This window comes from Candidimonas nitroreducens, from assembly GCF_002209565.1.
In the GTDB taxonomy this organism is placed as follows: domain Bacteria; phylum Pseudomonadota; class Gammaproteobacteria; order Burkholderiales; family Burkholderiaceae_B; genus Candidimonas; species Candidimonas nitroreducens.
Genome location: NZ_NJIH01000009.1, coordinates 292,336 through 312,218, shown reverse-complemented (window position 1 = coordinate 312,218; position 19,883 = coordinate 292,336). Strand labels below are relative to the sequence as shown.

Below are 19,883 nucleotides of genomic sequence, written 5' to 3'. Positions count from 1 at the left end.
GGAGACTATCCATGACACAAGCACAAACCCAATTGGAAGCCCAGCATGGCGTCAAATTCGCACTCGACGATGACCACGTCGTGGTGATCATTGGTTCGGGCGCCGGCGGCGGCACCCTGGCCAACGAACTGGCACAGAAAGGCGTCGACGTCGTCGTTCTGGAAGCAGGCAGCTTGCATACGCGCAAGGATTTTCTTACCGATGAATGGGGCTCGTTTCAGCAACTGGCCTGGCTGGACAAGCGCACGGCCTCCGGCTCGTGGCGTGTGGCCAAGGATTTCCCCAATCTGCCGGCATGGATCTGTAAGACCGTCGGGGGTACCTCCGTGCACTGGGCCGGGGCCAGCCTACGCATACAGCCGCATGAACTCAAGGCGCGCAGCACCTACGGCCAGCTCGCCGGCGCGACGCTGCTGGACTGGCCGCTGACGCGCGAGGAACTCGACCCCTATTACGACCGTGCCGAAAAGAAAATGGGAGTCACGCGCACCAACGGCTGGCCGGGGCTGCCCGGCAACAATAATTTCAAAGTGATGTACGCGGGCGCCACCAAGCTGGGCTACAAGAAATGCAATACCGGGCGCATGGCAATCAACAGCGTGGCGCACGACGGGCGCACACATTGTTTCCAGCGCGGCTTCTGTTTCCAGGGATGCCGCTTCGGGGCCAAGTGGTCGACACTCTACACCGAGCTGCCGAGCGCCGTCGCCACCGGCCATGCGGAACTGCGCACCGAAGCCCATGTGGCCCGCATCGAGCACGACGCCCAAGGCCGGGTGCACGCCGTCCTCTATTACGACGCCGACGGGAAATTGCAGCGCCAGAAGGCGCGCATCGTCGCCGTGGCGGGTAATTCCCTCGAAACCCCGCGGCTGCTGCTGAACTCTCATTCGGCCAAGTTTCCCAAAGGGCTGGCGAATTCTTCCGACCAGGTGGGCCGCAACTACATGCGCCACACGACCGGTTCGGTCTACGCGACATTCGAGCACAAGGTCGATATGTTCAAGGGCACGACAATGGCCGGAATCGTCGAGGACGAGGCGCGCCACGACCCGTCCCGCGGTTTTGTCGGGGGCTATCACCTGGAGACCATCTCTTTGGGCTTGCCGTTTTACGCGGCCTTCCTGAATCCGGGCGCATGGGGCGCGCAGTTCACGGCGGCCCTCGATCAGTACACGAATACGGCCGGGCTGTGGATCGTGGGCGAAGACATGCCGCGCGCGAACAACCGCATTACACTCAATCAGACAGTGAAAGACCAGCACGGCCTGCCGGTCGCCGACGTGTATTTCGACGACCACCCGAACGACGAGGCGATGCGCGAGCACGGCTTCAAGCAAAGCGAGGCGCTCTACAAGGCGGCGGGCGCCAAGCAGGTTTATCGCGTACCGCCCTACCCGTCCACGCACAACCTCGGCACCTCGCGCATGAGCGCACGCCCGGAAGACGGCGTGGTCAACAAGCACGGCCAGGCGCACGATATTCCGAACCTGTTCGTATCGGACGGCAGCCAGTTCACCACAGGGGCCGCGGAAAACCCCACGCTCACGATCGTGACGCTGGCGATCCGCCAGGCGGAATACATCGCCGGGCAGATGCAGCAACGGGCCATCTGAACTCAAACCGCCCGCAGGCTGGGGCAAGGATGCGGGCGGCGCGCGCCGGCGGCAATTTCGAGCGACAATGCAAGTGCCGCGGTCGTCCGCATCCACCTTCCGGTGCATAGGGAACCAAAGGAGCGCCATCATGTGTCAGGTATTAATCAATACAGATCCGATGCTCTACGAGTCGCGCACGCGGTCATTGCGCCTACGCGGAGTCGTAACAACGGTACGCATGGAAAACCTGTTCTGGGACGTCCTGCACGAGATCGCTCAGCGGGAAAAAATGACGACCAGCCAGTTCATAGTCAAACTCTATGACGAACTGCTGGATCTGCGCGGCGAGCCTCCGGCCAACTTCACCTCGTTCCTGAGGGTCTGCTGCCTGCGCTACCTGTCTCGCGATATCGAGCTCGAGGACAGCGCGGGCCACGACATGCACCGGGGCTTCCATCCGAAAGTCGTGCACGGCGTCTGACATCTACGCGCCCCGAGACAGCCGGGGCTGCGGCCGACCACAAGCCTGGACTGAGCCCCCCTTACCGGCAACAGCACCGTCTGTACCAGGAACAGGCTGCTTTCTTCTTTGCAACCAGGCGGAAAGCAACGGCGGGTTCGGCCCTACGACCTGAGTGCCCCAGACCGGGTCGTGCACCACCAGATACAGACGCTGGAACTCATCAACGAGCTCAAATTTTCACGGCACCGCTGAATTTGCATGAGCATCCGCCATACTGGTATCTTTGACACACTGCTGCCGAATTGAACCCCACAGCCACGTCCAAGCAGCACGGCGTAGTCTCAAAACCGCTATTCCTTACGTCTGCGTTGCAGGCATACAAGGCCATCACATCGGCGCAATACGCCAGCCTATATGCTTCCCGATCTCACATCCTTAGAGCTGTTTCGGCGTGCCTACGAGCTGGGAAGTCTCTCAAAGGCAGCCAAAGAATTGCACCTGACGCTTTCGGCCGCGAGCCGACGGATAGCCATTCTCGAGCAGCGCATGAACGTGCAACTGCTACGCAGGACTTCAACCGGAGTGCTTCCAACCGCCGCCGGCACGGCGCTTGCTTTTCATGCGAAGCAGCTACTTTTGCAGGCCGAAAAGCTGCATGTGGAAATTGGCGACTATGCCGACGGATCGAGGGGTGTCGTCCGCATGTGCGCCACAGCATCTGCGCTCAGCGGCCCTCTTCCCCAAGACCTCGCGGCATTCACAGAGAGCAATCCGCGCCTGAAGATCGAACTGCTGGAGCGCCGGACGGCGGAAGGTATTGCGGCGGTTCGCGATGGCCGCAGCGACATCGCCATCGTGCATGCCAGCGACCCTTTGCTGGCCGAGCTGAGATTCGAACACTACCGGGCGGAGAATCTGGTGGCCGTGGTTCCGCGGGAACATCCGCTCAACAACCGCTCGATTGCGTTTCACAGACTGCTGGATTATGATTTCGTGGGTCTTGAAGGGAACACGCCTCTTATGGCGCTACTCCAGGATGCGTCACGCGCGGCCGGCAAGACTTTACGCCTGACAGTGCAGGTCTGGAGCTTCGACGTGGTTTGCCGCATGATCAAGGCGAACATGGGCATCGGCGTGCTTCCCAACCAGGCGGCGAAGACCTACTGCAATGGCCTGAAACTTCGAACCATCGCCCTCTCGGATAAATGGGCCTCCCGGTACTCTTATATCTGTACCCCGAACACCAAGCTCAGCGTCGCGGCACAGAGGATGGTCGAACATCTACGATCTACGCGCTAAAACCCGTCTCAACCGCCTAAGCGGATATGCGCACTCTTGATGACTTTTCCCCATTTTTCGCGATCCGCCCTCAGGAAGCGCCCGAATTCGGCGGGAGTGTCTCCGGCAGGTTCCGCCCCCTGCTTGGCCAGGCGCCTGCGCATTTCCGGCGTGCGCAGCGCCTGCACGATCTGTTTGTTCAATTTATTGATGATCGGATCCGGGGTTCCGGCGGGGGCCAGGACTCCATGCCAGCCAATTGCCTCGTATCCGGGCAGGCCCGCTTCGGCAAGGGTAGGCACATCCGGGGCGATGCCGGCCCGCTTCGCACTCGTGACCGCAATTGCCCTCAACATGCCCGACTTTACGAACGGCATCACGCTCACCATGTCGCCGAACACCATCGATACCTGACCTCCAATGGTGGCCGTGATGGCCGGCGCCCCGGCGTTATACGGCACATGCAAAAGAGAGACATGCGCCATCATTTCGAACAGCTCGCCAGCCAGATGATTGGCGCTGCCCGTGCCAGCCGAAGCAAAGCTCAATTGGTTCGGCCGCGATCGCGCAAGGGCAATCAACTCCTTCAGACTCGTAGCGGCGATCGATGGATTCACCACCAGGACATAGGGATAGACGGTTGTCAGTGTAATCGGAGCAAAATCCTTGTCGGGGTCATAGGACAAATTCTTGTACAGCCACGGATTGATCGACATCGGGCCGGTCTGGCCCAGCACGATCGTATAGCCGTCCGGCGCGGATTGCGCCGCCAACTGCATGCCGATAATACCGGCGGCGCCGGTTCTGTTGTCGATCACAATCTGATCACTACTTTCCTCTCCGAGCGCTTTGGCTATGGCTCTCGCAACGATGTCCGCCCCTCCGCCCGCGGAAAAGGGAACAATGAACCGGATGGGCTTGGCAGGATAGTTCTCTGCGGCCTGGGCTATCGGGCATAGCACGACAGCCGGCCAGGCGGAAAAGGCCTTCAGCAGGGATCGTCTGGATTTCTGCATGATTTTTCCTTGTCGTATTGAGTCAGCCTGCGGGCCATGACACGCGCCGGCGAGCCATCCGAATTCTCGATATTCAGCGCTGCAAAGATGAATTCGGCGCGACAGCCCGCTAACGAATGCAGGTTGGCCGCGTGCTCACAAACCAGCACCCCGTGCCGCAGCAGCACGTGGTGCACAGGCCAATCGAAACCAGGCTGACGCCGATTGACGGCCAGGTCTGGCGAGGTGAAATCGACCGCCAGCAATTTCACGCGCTTGTCCACCAGCCATTCGGCCGCCGCCGTGCTGAGGCAAGGATGGCGGTGATAGCGGGCCTCGGAAAAATATGCCGACCACCCGGTGCAAAGAGCAACAATGTCGCCAGCGCGAACGTCCGGGCTGGCACGTTCCAAATCAGCCACGTCGATCAGGCCATAGTCCAGCTTGTCTATACGCCAGACCACGCCCGAACCATGCAGCCTTTCCAGAGGAATCTCGTGAAATGCCGGGCCGTCGCTGTAAAAATGCCTGGGAGCATCGACATGCGTCCCGAGATGAACCACCATCTGCATCTCGGTGACATTCATCGGATCAGACGGCTGCATCATGATTTGCCGAAATCTCGGCTTTGGAAAGAACGAGACCGTCGGCAGGTTGTTGCCCAGCGGATGGGTCAAGTCGATCCAGGCTCCTTCGTCCACGGCTCGATCAGGTGCAGGCTCGGGCAGATCGAGCCAGCCTTTCCAACCTGCGCCCCGCCGAACATTTGAATCGCACATCAGCAGCAGAGCGCGATGAGATCGCGCATATCCGAAAGCTGTTCCAGATTGTCGATTCGGTCGACAATCTGCTCGACGCGCGGATTGTCAAGCATCAATCTCGCGTTGCTGCGGAATTTTTCCTTGATGTCGTCTGCGCTCATCGGGTTCGACGCGCTGCCGCGGTTGCGTGGCTCGACATGCTCCAGGCGCCGGCCGTCAACGGTTTCCACAATGACCCAGCCCTTGAAGTGCGCACGCCCAGGGGCATCCGGATCGAGCCGGTAGTCGATCTTCTTGGCCAGTTCCAGAATCCGGGGATTTCCCAGGCTTTCTTCGGCATAGCCCTGCCCGTCCAGCCGGCCGAAATACAATGCCTCGGCAATCGAATACTGAAGGCTGACGCGCCCATGCCAATCGCTGGCCGGGCGCACCTTTTCTTCTACGGGCTCGCAAACGATCGGGATCATGTGCGCGGCGATCGGGCACATGACCGATTTTACGTCCGAGGCCCCGATACCATGCTTATGCATGAGGGCGAAAATCGCATCAAGAAAGGGATGGATGAAGTGGGCCGTGGGATAAGGTTTGAACGAAATGTCTCGGCTCTCCCATCTACTGCCGAGGCAACCGACCATGCGCTCGAAATCGAACACCTGGTTCGGATCCTGGACATGCGACCGCAGCAGTCCGAAGCGGCCCTCCAGCACCGTGGCCGGCCCGGTAAACCCGGCCATAGCCAAGTTCGCCGCTATCAATGCGTTGTGAGCGGCCAAGCCGGGATGAAGAAACTTCGACCAGGTTCCGTCGGACCAGCACTCCATGATGCCCGCGGCTTGGCTACCCGCGATACCGATGCACCACTGCGCCTGCTGCAGGCTGAGGCCGAGTAAACGGCTGGCCAGATAGCTGGCACTGATAGTCCCGATCACGCCCGTGGCGTGGTAGCCGGCGGCATGCATCTTGCCAGGCGCAATCACACCAACACGACAGGCGATTTCGTTCGCCCCGGCAATCGCCGCAATCGCGTCCCGCCCGTTCAACGCATTCGATTCACTCAGCGCCAGCGTGGTCGTTATGACCGAATTCGCGATGTGCGCAATGGCTTCGTTGTGCGTGTCGTCGAACTCCGTGGAATGCGCCATCGTTCCGTTGGCGATAGCGGCAAGCAAGGCGGTCGTCCGGTCGCCATAGCCAAGGATGCGGCATTCTTCACCCTTGCCAAGGGCATGCACGGCCCGGCGGACGACCTGGCCCGATTCGCGCGTGGCGCCCATCAACGCAAGCCCTATGACATCCAGCAGATGCAGCTTGGTGCGCGCAACGATATCGTCGGGCAGGTCGGTGTACTTCAGGCCCAGGTACCAGTCCGCCGCCTTGGCGCTGCAGCTTTGCGCCTGCGCGGCAGGCCCTTGTTCGTTTGCCATGCCATGTTCCCTAACTTGTTTTGGCGACAGCATGCGCATCGGCCACGGAGGCATCCGCTACGGTGACCCCGGCGTGCTGTTCAAGCAGCTGTATGAAAGTTGTCGAGTCCTGGCTGCCTCCGATCTCGTCGACAACCTGCTGCCAGACCTGCCGCACTGTCCTGCCAACCTGGATCGGAACCCCCAAGGCCTCTGCCTCTTCGACAGCCAAGGCCACGTCCTTGAGCATCAGCGACGATGAAAAGCCCAGGTTGAATGATCTCGGCAGTATGGCGTTCGGGAATTTGACCGCAGTCGCACTGTTCCTGCCGCTGCCCGCGTTCAGCACGTCGATCATCATTCTCGGGCTCAGGCCGGCCTTCACGCCCATGACAATGGCTTCCGAAGTCGCCGCAAGCGCGGCTGCGGAAAGCAGATTGTTCGCAAGCTTCATCACTTGCCCCATGCCAGGCTCGTTCCCGACGTGGAACACCTGCCCGATCGGACTAAGCAATGGCTCCAGGTTCGAGAACGTTTCGGCGGCGCATGAAACCATCACCGCCAGCTTTCCGGCTCTTGCGCCGGCTACCCCGCCACTGACCGGCGCATCGGCCCAGGCCACGCCGCGTTCCGCCAGCAGAGCCGCCGCCTCGGCGGCGGCTCGAGGCCCCGTAGTGGAAAGATCGACGAGAACCCGGAGCGCGCGGCCATTGATCACGCCATCCGGCCCGCCGACGACCTGGCGCAGCACGCCTGGCGTCGGCAAAGACACCAATACCGTGTCGGCACGCGTGGCGACGTCCACGGGCGAACCTTCGGCGATCGCCCCTCGGCCGACTATCGCATCGACGCTGGCCTTGTTGATATCAAAGACGTGAAGCCGGTGGCCGGCATCCAATAGCCGGCATGCCATCGGCATGCCGATATTGCCAATTCCGATGAAGCCGATTGTGCGGCCTTCCGACCGGACTCCATGCTCGTTGCGCATATGCGTTCCGCCTCGACTCGTGTCGACGCGAACCAGTATAAGAAGCACCTGCGGTTTACGGAATTGTTATGTTTTCCACCCCCCCTTCGCAAAACTCGAATACGCGGCCGGCCGGCGGATCAGCCACAACGCGAGACCGGGTGCGGCGGCCGCCTTCGACCGCTATATCGCCGCGAGTACTGCGTACCCCATCGACACCGTAAGCACCCCTGTCAAATAGACAGTGGCTGATAGAGATTCGGAGCAAGGGCTAGCCGAGGCATAAACCGCAGCGGCAGGAGCCGGGTTTCAGCCAATAACAAAGCCCTGCACTGCCGAGGCGGCAGCCACTGCCCGGCACCGATGCAAGAACTGAAACACCGGGCTGCCGGCCGCGGCAACGTGCGGCGCAACATGGTATGCATGAGACACCTGAGGGGTTCAAGCCGGATCGCGATCAAACACGCACAGCCAACGCAAGCCTCCCGTGCCGCTATGGCCGCAGCCGGCTCCGGAAGGCCGGCTCAAGCAGGCTGATTCAAAAAAGCGAACCAGCAAGGCAGCCCAGGAAAGCAAGCCCGGAAAGGCGTTTCAGGAAGGCAGATTCAGGTAATGGCGCGTCAGATCCAGGAATTGGCCGAGCCGCGGATCGAGCCCGGTTTCCTGTTGTACGACCTCGGCCACCCGAGGCGCCGCCTGGGCCGCCAGTCGGGCATCCAGGAACAGTAGGCGGAAGCGCCGCGCCAGCATATCTTCGACGCAGCGGGCGTATTCGTAGCGCACGGCAAAGCGCACCATGGCAACGCTCAGGCCGGGCACGATCTCGACATCGCCGCCTTCCAGCGCCTGTACGTAGGCCGCTTCAGAGCCATAGGCATCCAGGCCCGGCGGCTGGCTGATGCGGCTGCGGCGCCCGGCCCCCGCGGCGCCGACCAGCTTGAAGTCGGCCGTGCGGCTAGGCGGCAAAGACTCGAACAACCCAGTTTGCACGCATTTGTCCAATACGTCTTCGGCCATGGCCCGATAGGTGGTCCATTTGCCGCCCGTCACCGTGATCAGGCCGCTGGGGCTGGCCAGCACGGTATGCTCGCGGCTGATTTTCTTGGTGCTTTCGCCGTCTTCGTCGTCGGGCGGCCGCACCAGCGGACGCAGCCCCACCCAGATGCTCTTGACGTCGGCGCGCGTGGGCGCACGCTGCAGATAATGGCCGGCCTCGCTGAGGATGAAATCCACTTCGCGGGCATAGGCGTCGGGTTCCAGCGCCAGGTCGTGACGCGGCGTGTCGGTGGTGCCCAACACCAGCTTGCCCAGCCAGGGCACCGCAAACAGCACGCGGCCGTCGCGGGTCTTGGGCACCAGCAGTGCATGCTCGCCCGGCAGGAAGCTGCGATCCACGACCAGATGCACGCCCTGGCTGGGCGCGACCATGGGCTTGACGGTGCGCCCCAGGGCCGCGCCGTCCTGGCGGCGGATCTCGTCGACCCAGACCCCGGCCGCGTTGACCAGCGCGCGCGCCCGCACCGAGTATTCCGAGCCGAACTCGGCGTCTTGGCAGCGCAGCCCCACAATGCGGCCGTTGTCGTGCAGCAGGCCGGTGACGGCGCAATAATTGACGACCAGCGCGCCCTGCGCGGCCGCCGTGCGCGCCAGCGCCAGGGCCAGGCGCGCATCGTCGAACTGCCCGTCCCAGTATTTGACGCCGCCGCACAGGCCGCGCGTGCGCACGCCGGGCAGGCAGCGGCTGGTGCCCGCGGCCCCCAGGAATTCGGTGGCACCCAGCCCCGCCTTGCCCGCCAGCATGTCGTAGATCTTCAGGCCTATGCCATAGAACGGCGTTTCCCAGACCTTGTAGCTGGGCATCACGAAAGGCAAGGGCTGCGCCAGGTGCGGCGCGTTGTGCAGCAAGGTAGTGCGTTCGTGCAGGGCCTCGCGCACCAGCGACACATTGCCCTGGGCCAGGTAGCGAACCCCACCGTGCACCAGCTTGGTGGCCCGCGACGAGGTGCCCTTGGCGAAGTCGTGCGCTTCCAGCAACACCACCGACAGCCCGCGCAGCGCGGCGTCAAGAGCCACGCCCAGGCCCGTCGCGCCGCCGCCGATGACGGCCAGGTCGTATACGCGCGGCTGGGCCAGCGCCTCGAGCAGGCGGGGCCGGTCGGTAAGCAGGGGCTGGGCGGATGTAGGCATGGCTCAGGCGCAGAAAATTCGTTCAACGAACCGGCCGAGACGAGGTCGGCCACCCAGGAATGCGGATACTGCCTTCGGACGGCAAGCCTCGGCGGCGGGCCGGGCGGATTTTCACAAGCCGCCGGAGCCCGGCCACTTGGCCTGCGCCAGGGATCCTAGTGTAAGGCAAGGGCTTCAAGTATGCTAAACACCCTGCACGGCCCAACCGCCACTGCCGGATCACCCTGCCCCACAAGGAACCCCGTACCGCCATGACATACCTACTTGCGCTCGATCAGGGAACATCAAGCTCGCGCAGCATCGTCTTCGACGCCGAGGCCCGCATCGTGGCAATGGCGCAGCAGGAATTCACGCAGATCTATCCCGAGCCCGGCTGGGTCGAACACAATCCGCTGGAAATCTGGCAGACCCAGCTCGACACCGCCAGGCAGGCGCTGGCCCAGGCCCGCCTCAAGGCCAGCGACATCCGCGCCATCGGCATCACCAACCAGCGCGAAACCACCGTGGTCTGGAACCGCAAGACCGGGCAGCCAGTCTACAACGCCATCGTCTGGCAGGATCACCGCACCGAGCCCGCCTGCCGCAAATTGCGCGAACAAGGCCTCGAGCCCAAGATACAGGCCAGCACAGGCCTGCGCATCGACGCCTATTTCTCGGCCACCAAGCTGGGCTGGATACTCGACAACGTACCCTCGGCCCGGGCCCTGGCGCGCAAGGGCGAGCTGGCCTTCGGCACCATCGACAGCTGGCTGATCTGGCAACTGACGCGCGGCCAGGTGCACGCCACCGACGTCAGCAATGCCTCGCGCACCATGCTGTTCGACGTGCACCGCAACGAATGGGACGCCGAGCTGATGCGCGCCATGAACATCGAGCCCGCGCTGATGCCGCGGGTTCTGCCCTCGGCGGCCGAATACGGCACCACGCACCCCGAGCTGCTGGGCCACGCCATTCCCATCTGCGGCGTGGCGGGCGACCAGCAAAGCGCCTTGTTCGGCCAGGCCTGCTTCAACGAGGGCATGGCCAAGAATACCTACGGCACCGGCTGCTTCATGCTGATGCACAACGGCGGCAAATTCCACATCTCGGACAACGGCCTGATCACCACCAGCGCAGCCCAGGCCAGCGCACAGCCCGAATACGCCATCGAAGGCAGCGTCTTCGTCGGCGGCGCGGTGGTGCAGTGGCTGCGCGACGGCCTGCACGCTTTCCAACGCAGCCGCGACATCGAGGCGCTGGCCGGCAGCGTGCCGGACACGGGCGGCGTGACCGTGGTACCGGCGTTCACCGGCCTGGGGGCGCCCTACTGGCAGCCCGAGGCGCGCGGCACCATCACCGGCCTGACGCGCGGCAGCACCATGGCGCACATCGCCCGCGCCGCGCTCGACAGCATCGCCTACCAAAGCGCCGCGCTGCTGCAGGCCATGAGCCGCGACGCGGTGGCCGCCGGCGCCGCGCCGCTGGCCGAGCTGCGCGTGGACGGCGGCGCTTGCGCCAACGACCTGTTGATGCAGTTCCAGGCCGATTTGCTGGGCATACCGGTGCTGCGCCCCGCCGTGATCGAGACCACGGCCCTGGGCGCCGCGTACCTGGCGGGCCTGGCCTGCGGCGTCTATCGCAACCTGGATGACTTGGCACAGTTGTGGCGCATGGAGCGTCGCTTCACCCCGCAGATGGATCGCGCACGCGCGGCCGAGCTGATGCAAGGATGGGAACTCGCGGTTAGGAAAGCTTGCGCTACTTGAGCCTCGGCCAACAGCGCCACGCGAGGTCACCCTTGTAACAGTTCTCGCAATTCCTGGACACTCTTCATCTTTTCAAGCGAGCCGATCAATGTGATCAGCGTTTCCGTCCTCGACGGCCCAAGTATGGGGCCTATCAGCGAGGCTGCCTTCTCGTTTACCTGGGCCGCGTCCATGGGGTTTTCTTTGGTTCCAGGCGCGTGACGCACAAATTGATTCACGCTACGCCCATCCTTCAGGAAGATTTCGACATGGCCGCTACGCGGCGCCTCCGGGATCATCAACGCAGGATCGGCAAGCAACTCGATCTTGCCCATGATTTGTTTGACGAGCGGATCTTTCATGCGATCATGAGAATGGCTGCTTTCAAAGGTGACCGCGCCGTCGATCAGCGCTACCGCAATCACATACTGACAGTTCACATCCGGCATGGCTCGATTGTTGACGATGCGAGCCCCGTCCGCCGGCAGGCGCACTTTAATGCTCTCTACCATATCCGGGGTGAGGCGATGTGTTCTCAGCAGATCCAGAAAGGCGGATAAGGGTGCCTGAATGGGATAACCGACCGAGAAGGGCTTGATCGAAGTTTCCGTCACCAAGTAGCGTTCCCCCAGCTGTTTGATCATTTCCGATGGAACAGGGTTGCTGGATAAGGCTATCAGGGCGTTGTGTTCACCATCCAGGACATCCCACACGCCTGTAAAGCCCAATTCGGCCATAATGGCTGCAGTGACTCCATTTCTTGCGCCCATGCCGGCGAAATCGAATGCCTTCTCGACGTGGTCGGCATCCCGAACCCAACTCCAGATTCCCGACACCTGCTGTGAAGCGTAGGACAGCGCGTAACGCATTCCCGCCTCGTCCAGCTTCGCTAGATATGCCGCGGCCCCTACTGCCCCCATGGTCGAACTGGTACCCTCCGCACTGCGGTGGCTGCCCCGTACAAGGTCAGGCCCCAGCGCCAGCAGAAAGCGGCAGCAAAGATCGTAGCCAAGTGCCACCGCCACGATCATGTCCGACCCGGAGCTGTTTTTGCGCTGCGCCATCGCCAAAGCGGCCGGTACCACGTGGCTTCCCGGATGCGCCTTGGTCGTCGGTTCGAAATCATCAGTTTCGTCGGCGTGCGCAAACATGCCGTTAACGAGTGCGGCATTGGACGCAGATGTCATGAGGTCTGTAGCGACGATCGACGATTCTTGCGTACCGCCCTGGGCCCTGGCATATCGGATGGCCTCAACGCCCGCTTTCAGGCGAGAACCCGAGATCATGGCTGCGAGTGTGTCGAGCACCCTGAATTTCGTATGTTGAACAACGTGCTCCGGAAGGTGCTCGAAACGCGCATTTGCCATGTAGGCCGCCAGCACGCCTGTGATGTTTTCCATATTTTTCCCTGTGGTATCGCCAGTTGTCAGAACGGGGCCTCGCCTTCGACCGTGACGCGGTGCAACAGCCGGCGTTGGGGTAGCTTGTAGTCGCAAATGGCCAGATGCAAAGATGCCGCGTTGTCCCACATGACGACATCCCCGAGCTGCCATTTATGTTCATAGATATATTTGGGCTGGATACAGTGCTCGGTGAGGTCGTGAATCAAGGGTAACGCCTCTTCTTTGTCCATTCCCTCGATTCCCGTGCATTCACCCTCAAAAACATATAAAGCCTTGCGCCCTGTGCGAGGATGTGTCCGGACGATCGGGTGCGCAATGTCCGGCGTTTCATGCAGTACCGTCGCCGTGATTTTGTTGCGCTGGCTGCCTTCCGGGCGCTTGCGATATGCATAAGAATGAATCGCCTTCAGCCCGTGCAGTTTTTGCTTGGTTGAATCAGACAGGTCTTCATATGCCTTGGCCGTGCCTGCAAACAGAGTATTGCCCAGTGCGTTCCCGTCGTTGTCGTGAGGAATTTCCAGCGCGTACAAGACAGAGCCCCGGCTGGGACGCTTGCGATAGGACGTATCCGTATGCCAGGTCTGCCCCGCATCAGACAGACCGATGTCCTCGCCATTGTCGTTTTTTATATTTGAAACCAGCAGAATTTCCGGGTGATCAGCCAACAACGCTTTCTTGACGACGTGGATTTCCAGCGGGCCGAAACGGCGCCCAAAGGCAATATGCTGTTCGGGGGTCAGATTCTGGCCGCGAAACACTAGAACAGTATGGCGGTCATACGCTGCTTCGATTTGCTGAAACGTCTCGGGATCCAGCTCCCGGGATAAATCGACACCTTCTACGTAGGCACCGATAGGCGCCTCGGTCGGGGTGATTTTCAACTGCTGATTCATAAGATGGCCTCTATAGACTAGTTGAATAGAAGGTGCAAGCCGGCAAGCTTCAGAGTTTGGGGATCCCGATTTTTTGAGTGGCGAGGATATGACGCCAGCGCGTTATCTCGTTGTCGACGTATGCCTGGAATTTCTGGGGAGTCGAGTCGGTGATTACGTTCAATCCGATTTCTTGCATCCGGCGTTGCAGCGCTGCTGAATGGACGGCTTTTTCATGCGCAGCTTTCAGCCGGTCTAAAACATTCTGCGGAATTCCTGCCGGTGCCATCAGGCCATACCACTGCGAAACGTTGTGGCCCGGGTAGAGCTTGCCCAGGTTCGGCAGGCTCGGATCGGAGGGGAACGGTTGGTCTCCCGTCACCGCCAAAGCATGGTATTTGTCAGATTTCCCCCGGGACACAACTCCGCCGGCGCTGTCGAATGCGAATGCAACCTCGCCGCTCATGAGCGCGGTGAGTGCCGGGCCGTTTCCACGGTAAGGAACATGGAGCATCTTGATGCCGGACATATTGGACAGCAACGCACCGGCCAGATGCGGGCCGCTCAATTGGCCCGAAGAAGCATAGGCGATGGGCTTTGTCTGCGCCTTGGCGTAATCGAGGAAACCCTTGAGAGAGTTCACATGCAATTTCGCCGAGACCAGCAAGACATAATCGGCCTGGGCAATAAGCCCAATCGGTGCGAAATCCTTTTGCTCGTTATAAGGCAATTGATTGCCATAGGCCGCTGGCAGAATGACATTTGGAGCGACACTGCCGAATAGCAGGGTGTAGCCGTTCGGGCTTGAATGCGCTGCATGATTTGTCCCGATCTGCCCACTGGCGCCGCCCTGGTTCTGAATGACTATCGTCTGCCCCAATGCTTTTTCCAACGCGTCGGCATATATGCGAGCCGCGGGATCGATTCCGCCGCCTGGCGGGTACGGCACGATCAAGGTTATCGGCCGGCTTGGGTAGGCGGGTTGAGCCGTGGAAGAAATGGGCAAGGTAAAAATGGCGGCGATTGCACAGAATAAGCTGATTGAATATAAAAACCTGAACATTCTTGTCTCCTGGGTCTTCGATGTAGGTATGTGTGGGAAACCCCTGCTCCCCCTGGCGGGCATGGGGCGACTTGTCTGGACATCGACGCTTGTGCCGCCTTTTTCCTGGCGGGCGTGGCATGAATATTATGGTTGGCTAGATATAATTACAAAGAATATATATTTAGAGCTCCCTAACCAATGGTTAGGGTAAAGGAGGATACGGCGCATGAAGCTCCAGCAATTGCGATACTTCTGCCAAGTCGTCAAAAACGACTTCAACATTACGCATGCAGCCGCTGCGCTGTACACGTCGCAACCCGGAGTCAGCAAGCAACTGAAGTTGCTGGAGCAACAATTGGGCATCGGCATTTTCATGCGCAGTGGCCAGAAAATTCTCGGACTGACCGAAGCGGGAAAAGAGGTTTTCGAAATCGCCCGCCAGATCTTGATGTCTGCGACCCAGCTCCAGGAAGTTGCACAACGCTTCTCGGACAGGGACAGCGGACAACTGATCGTCGCCACCACGCATCTGCATGCGAGGTACTCGCTGCTGCCAGTCATCGAGAAATTTTCAAAGCGCTACCCGCACGTGCAACTGGCATTGATCCAGTCGTCGCCGGATGAAATAGATGCGCTGCTGGTGGATGGCAAAGCGGATATCGGCATCAGCACCAACTTCGGTACAGAGCATTCGGAACTGGTTCGCCTGCAAACGAAAACGCTTTATCGTTGCCTGATTACGCCCAAATCGCACCCACTTTTGCGTAAGCGCAAGCCTTCTTTGCACGACATCGCGCAATACCCGCTCATTGTTTATGATTCGCGCTTGAATTCCGGCCGGTGCGTGTTGGAGGCTTTCGAGGAAAAAGGCATCAAGCCGAATATCGTTCTGACCGCCGTGGACGCCGATGTCATCAAGGCCTATGTAACGGCAGGGCTGGGCGTCGCGATCCTGCAGGAGTTAGCTTATGAAAAGGACAGGGATATCGGCCTTTATTCCGTGCCAGTCCGTCATCTATTTCCTCCCATGGAAACGAACGTATGCCTCAACAGAGCCAAATACCTGCGCCAATTCGCTTTCGACTTCATCACTCTGTTCGAGCCTCGCTGGCAACGTGAGTCTGTACGCAATGCGCTAAATCGTTAATGGATTCCGCGGCGCGGCCCGTGCGGCCATCTGCGCTGGGAAACAATGGGACAATAGGCCTTTCCCTTGCCTTGCGACCGCCTCCCTGTCCCGCGCAACCACCGCCATGAACACCGCCGCTGCACCGTCCGACACCCACCACGCCTCCTGGATCGAAAACGGCCAGGCGCGCCGCGCCCTGTGGCGCGCGCCGGGCGGCGGTACGGCGCCGCGGCGCATCGAGGTGGTGGACGACACCCTGAATGCGGATGCGGCATTCCGGCTGGCCAATGCCGGCGCCTGCATGCTGTGGCGCGGCGACTTTCACAATGCCGTGCAGCTGTTGCAGGCTCTGGCCCGGCGCGTGGACGCGCGCCGCGGGCGTAAACGGCATGGAGCCGAGCCCGTCGCCCAGGCCGAGGCCTTCAACCTCTACCGCATGGCGCAGTCGCAACGTGCCCGCCTGCTGAACAGCGTGCTGATCGAACTGGACGCGGGCTTCGGCATCGGCCTGCGGCGCGCGCCCGACGTGCGGCAGGCCTGCACCGAGGCGCTGGCGGCGGCCGGCGAGCCCATGCTGCTGCCGCTGCGCGCCTTGCAGGGGATCGTCGGCGCGCACGAATGGCGCCGCAAAGGTGTGGCGGTAGAAGGCCTGGAACACCCCATCCACGTGCACTACGGCGTGTTCTCGCCGCTGCGCGGCGAGTATCTGGATCTGCTGCGGCAGGCGCCCCTGCCGGCCACCGACCTGGCCTTCGACATAGGCACCGGCAGCGGCGTAATCGCGGCGCTGCTGGCGGCGCGCGGGGTGCGGCGCATCGTCGCCACCGATCTGGATCCGCGCGCCCTGGCCTGCGCGCGCGAAAATTTCCAGCGCCAGGGGCTGACTGGGCGCATCGAACTGCAGGACACGGATCTTTTTCCCGAGGGCCTCAGCCCGCTGATCGTCTGCAATCCGCCATGGCTGCCCGCGCGCCCCACCCTGCCGCAGGAACAGGCCATCTACGACCCCGACAGCCGCATGCTGCTGGGCTTCCTGGACGGGCTGCGCGGCCACTTGCGTGCCGGCGGCGAGGGCTGGCTGATCCTATCTGATCTGGCCGAGCACCTGGGGCTGCGCGCCCCGGGCTTCCTGGCCGGCGCCATTGCCGCGGCCGGCCTGCAGGTACTGGGGCGGCTCGACATCCGCCCGCGCCACCGCAAGGCTGCCGACCCCGATGACCCGCTCTACGCAGCGCGGCGCGCCGAAGTGACCAGCTTGTGGCGGCTCGTGCCGCTGCAGTAATGCGGCCACATGCTCTTGCGGCCGCCCAACGAGCCGCCCAACGGTGTAGCTATCGGTAAAGCATGTTGCGGCAATGCAAGTTCCGCTGGAACCTGTGTCCGCCTTGCAGCACAAGCCGCTGCCGCACCGCGCGCCAGCGGGTAAACTAGGGCCGTTTCCATGCGCTTGAAGGCACAGCCCATGCTGCAGAAAATCATACTGGCCTGCGTCGTATTCATCGTCATCCTGGTTGCGCTGACTTTCGGCGAAAGCCTGCTGCACCAGGTATTCGCCTGGGTCTCGTACTTGACAGGGCTGGTGATCCAGAATTTCTCGGATGTCTACACGGTGGTGCTGGCGTACGTGCATGCGCACCCGACCAAGGTGCTGCTGGCGCTGGTGCTGACGATTCCGGTCTGCCTGTGGATCATCCGCAACAAGGGCGCCGAGCTCGACCGCAAGGCCAGCCCGCGCAAGATCGCCATCGTGCTGGCGATCTTCCTGGGCTGGCTGGGCGGGCACCGTTTCTATCTGGGCCAGATCGGCTGGGGCATCGTGTACCTGATCCTGTTCTATGTCTTCACCCCGCTGGTGGTGATCCTGAGCCTGATCGACGCCATCCGCTACGCTTTCATGAGCGATGAAGAATTCGTTCCCGGGCGCGTCTAGCGCGCCGGACGCAGCGCCGGCGCGCACGCGCACGTTCAGGCTGCTGGAGCGCGACCCGCGCAGGACACTGGCTGCCACACATGACGAAGACCTGATGAGCCTGGCGGCGCGCAGCGGCCCGGTGGCTTGCGTGTGGGAGGCCGCACAGGGGCTGGTGGTGCCGCGCACCTACCGCCGCCACGAAAATTTCGAAACCGTATGCACGCGCCTTGCACGGCGCGGCTGGCCCGTGACCGTGCGCATGTCGGGCGGCGGCGTGGTGCCGCAAGGGCCGGGCATACTGAATCTGAGCCTGGCCTACGCCTGTACAGCACCGCCGCTGCGCGCTTCGGATGCCGCCTACGAACTGCTGTGCGCGGTGCTGTGCAAGGCCTTGCTGGTCTTTGGTATCGAAGCGCGGCCGCAGGCGGTGCAAGGCTCCTTCTGTGATGGCCGCTACAACCTGGCCTGCGGCCCGCGCGCCGCGCCGCGCAAGGTGGCCGGCACCGCACAGCTTTGGCGGCGGGTGCGCACAAACGACGCCAGCGTACAGGTGGTACTGGCGCACGCCCTGCTGCTGGCCACCGCAGATACCACCGTCTTGACGCGCAAGGCCAATGTGCTGGAACGCGCCCTGGGCAGCGGCAAGCGCTACGACCCGCGCTGCGTGGCGCCGCTGTATGGCTTTCTGCCCTCGGCTGCGGGCATCGCCCCTGCGGACTTCCTGCGTGAGCTGGGTACTGCGCTGCGGCGCGCGGCCGCGGCGACCGGGGTGCCGGAGGCCGCCAGCAATTAGCCATCCAGTTCTGAATAAGCTGGCCGCTTCTTCCGCTGGCCAGCCCTGTTCCCTATTATTGCTTCTTTCTTTTATTTGTTTTACCAGCTGGCTTTTATCGGCCTTACGCTGTCGGCCGGCGCTGCGCTGACAGGCAGCGTCTTGCCGCAGGCGCACTCTGTACTACCGGCCTGCCGACGCTGACAGGCCCCGCGCCGCGGAGCCTGCAATTTCCAGGCGGCGCAGATCTTTATTTCTGCGAGCCGGCCTTCTCGATCAGCACGGCCAGATCCGCGCAATCTTGCGGCGTCAGGTCGGTAAGCGGCGCACGCACCGGCCCGGCATCGCGGCCCACCAGGCGCGCACCCGCCTTGATGATGCTGACCGCGTAGCCCTTGCAACGATTGCGGATGCGGGCATAAGGGATGAAGAATTCATCCATGATGCGGCCCTGCGTAGCGGTGTCGCCGGCGACGATGGCCTGGTAGAACTGCAAAGCGGTGCGTGGTATGAAATTGAAGACGGCCGACGAATAGACCGGCACGCCCAGCGCACGGTAGGCGGCGGCATAGAACTCGGCGGTGGGCAGCCCGCCCAGATAGGCGAAGCGATCGCCCAGCCGGCGCCGGATCGTGACCATGAGCTCGATATTGCCCAGGCCGTCCTTGAAGCCGACCAGGTTCGGGCAGCGCTGCGCCAGGTCTTCCAGATGATCGGCATCCAGCTGACACTGCGCCCGGTTGTAGACGATGACGCCCAGCGACACCGACTTGCAGACTTGTTCAACATGGCGCACGATGCCGTCCTGGCTGGCTTCGGTCAGGTAGTGCGGCATCAGCAGCACGCCCTGTGCGCCCTGCTTCTCGGCCTGCTGCGCGTAGGCGATGGCATTGCGCGTGGCGCCGCCCGCCCCGGCGATGATGGGCACTTTGCCACTGCAGGCCTGCACGCCCACCCGAACCACGTCGGCGTATTCGTCCAGCCCCAAAGAAAAGAACTCGCCGGTGCCGCCAGCCACGAACAAGGCGCTGGCCCCGTACGGCGCCAGCCATTCGAGGCGGCTGGCATAGGTGTCCGGGCGGAAATCGCCGTTCTGGTCGAAATCGGTAACCGGGAAAGAAAGCAGGCCGTCGGAGACGATGCGCTTCAGTTCAGAGGGGCTCATGGAAAAGATGTCCTTACGCAGATTTGCATGACTAGCAATTCAATATGTCATCGTATAACATATAAGCTAGCCATTGCAAGGCAAATCAACAACAAGCTTCGCCAATTATCTATATAAATTAATGGGGATTTCGATGAAAAGGATATTCTCCAACACACCAGAGCCACAATATACGACGACATATAACTAAGCCGGCCGAAGAAGCCTCT

Annotated in this window: 17 protein-coding genes; 8 read left to right on the top strand and 9 right to left on the bottom strand. The window is 61.9% G+C overall.

The features are described from left to right. Positions 1–11 precede the first annotated feature (11 nt). The 3 genes from CEY11_RS17120 to CEY11_RS17110 all read left to right on the top strand — a co-directional run bounded on the left by CEY11_RS17120 (position 12) and on the right by CEY11_RS17110 (position 3,360). Complete coding sequence (locus CEY11_RS17120) at positions 12–1,616, top strand: GMC family oxidoreductase (protein ID WP_088604617.1); 1,605 nt, start codon at positions 12–14, stop codon at positions 1,614–1,616. 130 nt (positions 1,617–1,746) lie between these two features. Next, complete coding sequence (locus CEY11_RS17115) at positions 1,747–2,079, top strand: ribbon-helix-helix domain-containing protein (protein ID WP_088604616.1); 333 nt, start codon at positions 1,747–1,749, stop codon at positions 2,077–2,079. 396 nt (positions 2,080–2,475) lie between these two features. Next, positions 2,476–3,360: a LysR family transcriptional regulator gene (locus CEY11_RS17110; RefSeq protein WP_088604615.1), complete on the top strand. Its 885-nt coding sequence runs from the start codon at positions 2,476–2,478 to the stop codon at positions 3,358–3,360. Between the two features lie 8 nt (positions 3,361–3,368). Here the strand turns inward: CEY11_RS17110 and CEY11_RS17105 are convergent, their stop codons facing one another. From CEY11_RS17105 to CEY11_RS17085, 5 genes are all read right to left on the bottom strand, one after another. Beyond that, complete coding sequence (locus CEY11_RS17105) at positions 3,369–4,355, bottom strand: Bug family tripartite tricarboxylate transporter substrate binding protein (protein WP_088604614.1); 987 nt, start codon at positions 4,353–4,355, stop codon at positions 3,369–3,371. Next, entirely contained in the window at positions 4,328–5,011 is a 684-nt protein-coding gene (locus tag CEY11_RS17100) for a cyclase family protein (protein ID WP_158215353.1), read from the bottom strand. Before CEY11_RS17100 ends, CEY11_RS17105 begins: the two co-directional genes overlap by 28 nt. Positions 5,012–5,112: 101 nt before the next feature. Next, on the bottom strand, positions 5,113–6,519 hold the full coding sequence (locus CEY11_RS17095) for an MmgE/PrpD family protein (RefSeq protein ID WP_158215352.1): 1,407 nt from the start codon (positions 6,517–6,519) through the stop codon (positions 5,113–5,115). 10 nt (positions 6,520–6,529) lie between these two features. Further along, entirely contained in the window at positions 6,530–7,486 is a 957-nt protein-coding gene (locus CEY11_RS17090) for an NAD(P)-dependent oxidoreductase (RefSeq protein WP_088604611.1), read from the bottom strand. Positions 7,487–8,056: 570 nt separating this feature from the next. Then, positions 8,057–9,652: a glycerol-3-phosphate dehydrogenase/oxidase gene (locus CEY11_RS17085; RefSeq protein WP_088604610.1), complete on the bottom strand. Its 1,596-nt coding sequence runs from the start codon at positions 9,650–9,652 to the stop codon at positions 8,057–8,059. A 251-nt stretch (positions 9,653–9,903) separates the two neighbouring features. Between CEY11_RS17085 and glpK the strand changes: the two genes are divergently transcribed. Further along, positions 9,904–11,397: a glycerol kinase GlpK gene (gene glpK / locus CEY11_RS17080; RefSeq protein WP_088604609.1), complete on the top strand. Its 1,494-nt coding sequence runs from the start codon at positions 9,904–9,906 to the stop codon at positions 11,395–11,397. A gap of 26 nt (positions 11,398–11,423) precedes the next feature. Here the strand turns inward: glpK and CEY11_RS17075 are convergent, their stop codons facing one another. From CEY11_RS17075 to CEY11_RS17065, 3 genes are read right to left on the bottom strand one after another with little or no spacing between them, the layout of a single operon-like run. Further along, positions 11,424–12,776 carry an MmgE/PrpD family protein gene (locus CEY11_RS17075; RefSeq protein ID WP_158215351.1) on the bottom strand — a complete coding sequence of 451 codons (1,353 nt, stop codon included), beginning with the start codon at positions 12,774–12,776 and terminating at the stop codon, positions 11,424–11,426. 26 nt (positions 12,777–12,802) lie between these two features. Then, complete coding sequence (locus CEY11_RS17070) at positions 12,803–13,672, bottom strand: TauD/TfdA dioxygenase family protein (RefSeq protein WP_088604607.1); 870 nt, start codon at positions 13,670–13,672, stop codon at positions 12,803–12,805. Between the two features lie 49 nt (positions 13,673–13,721). After that, positions 13,722–14,714, bottom strand: coding sequence for a Bug family tripartite tricarboxylate transporter substrate binding protein (locus CEY11_RS17065; RefSeq protein ID WP_158215350.1), 993 nt, complete (start codon positions 14,712–14,714; stop codon positions 13,722–13,724). 208 nt (positions 14,715–14,922) lie between these two features. On the opposite strand from CEY11_RS17065, the gene CEY11_RS17060 reads away from it, so the two are divergent. The 4 genes from CEY11_RS17060 (at position 14,923) to CEY11_RS17045 (ending at position 18,530) form a co-directional block, all read left to right on the top strand. After that, positions 14,923–15,843 (top strand): LysR substrate-binding domain-containing protein, encoded by a 921-nt coding sequence (locus tag CEY11_RS17060; RefSeq protein WP_088604605.1) that lies wholly within the window; start codon positions 14,923–14,925, stop codon positions 15,841–15,843. A gap of 106 nt (positions 15,844–15,949) precedes the next feature. After that, complete coding sequence (locus CEY11_RS17055) at positions 15,950–17,107, top strand: methyltransferase (protein ID WP_088604604.1); 1,158 nt, start codon at positions 15,950–15,952, stop codon at positions 17,105–17,107. A 180-nt stretch (positions 17,108–17,287) separates the two neighbouring features. Further along, positions 17,288–17,755, top strand: coding sequence for a TM2 domain-containing protein (locus CEY11_RS17050; RefSeq protein ID WP_088604603.1), 468 nt, complete (start codon positions 17,288–17,290; stop codon positions 17,753–17,755). Then, the gene (locus tag CEY11_RS17045; protein WP_088604602.1) at positions 17,727–18,530 is read left to right on the top strand and encodes a lipoyl protein ligase domain-containing protein; all 804 of its coding nucleotides are present in this window, start codon (positions 17,727–17,729) and stop codon (positions 18,528–18,530) included. The genes CEY11_RS17050 and CEY11_RS17045 overlap by 29 nt, the downstream gene beginning before the upstream one ends. Before the next feature lie 229 nt (positions 18,531–18,759). On the opposite strand, the gene kdgD is transcribed toward CEY11_RS17045, so the two are convergent. Then, on the bottom strand, positions 18,760–19,674 hold the full coding sequence (gene kdgD, locus CEY11_RS17040) for a 5-dehydro-4-deoxyglucarate dehydratase (RefSeq protein ID WP_088604601.1): 915 nt from the start codon (positions 19,672–19,674) through the stop codon (positions 18,760–18,762). Positions 19,675–19,883: the final 209 nt, after the last annotated feature.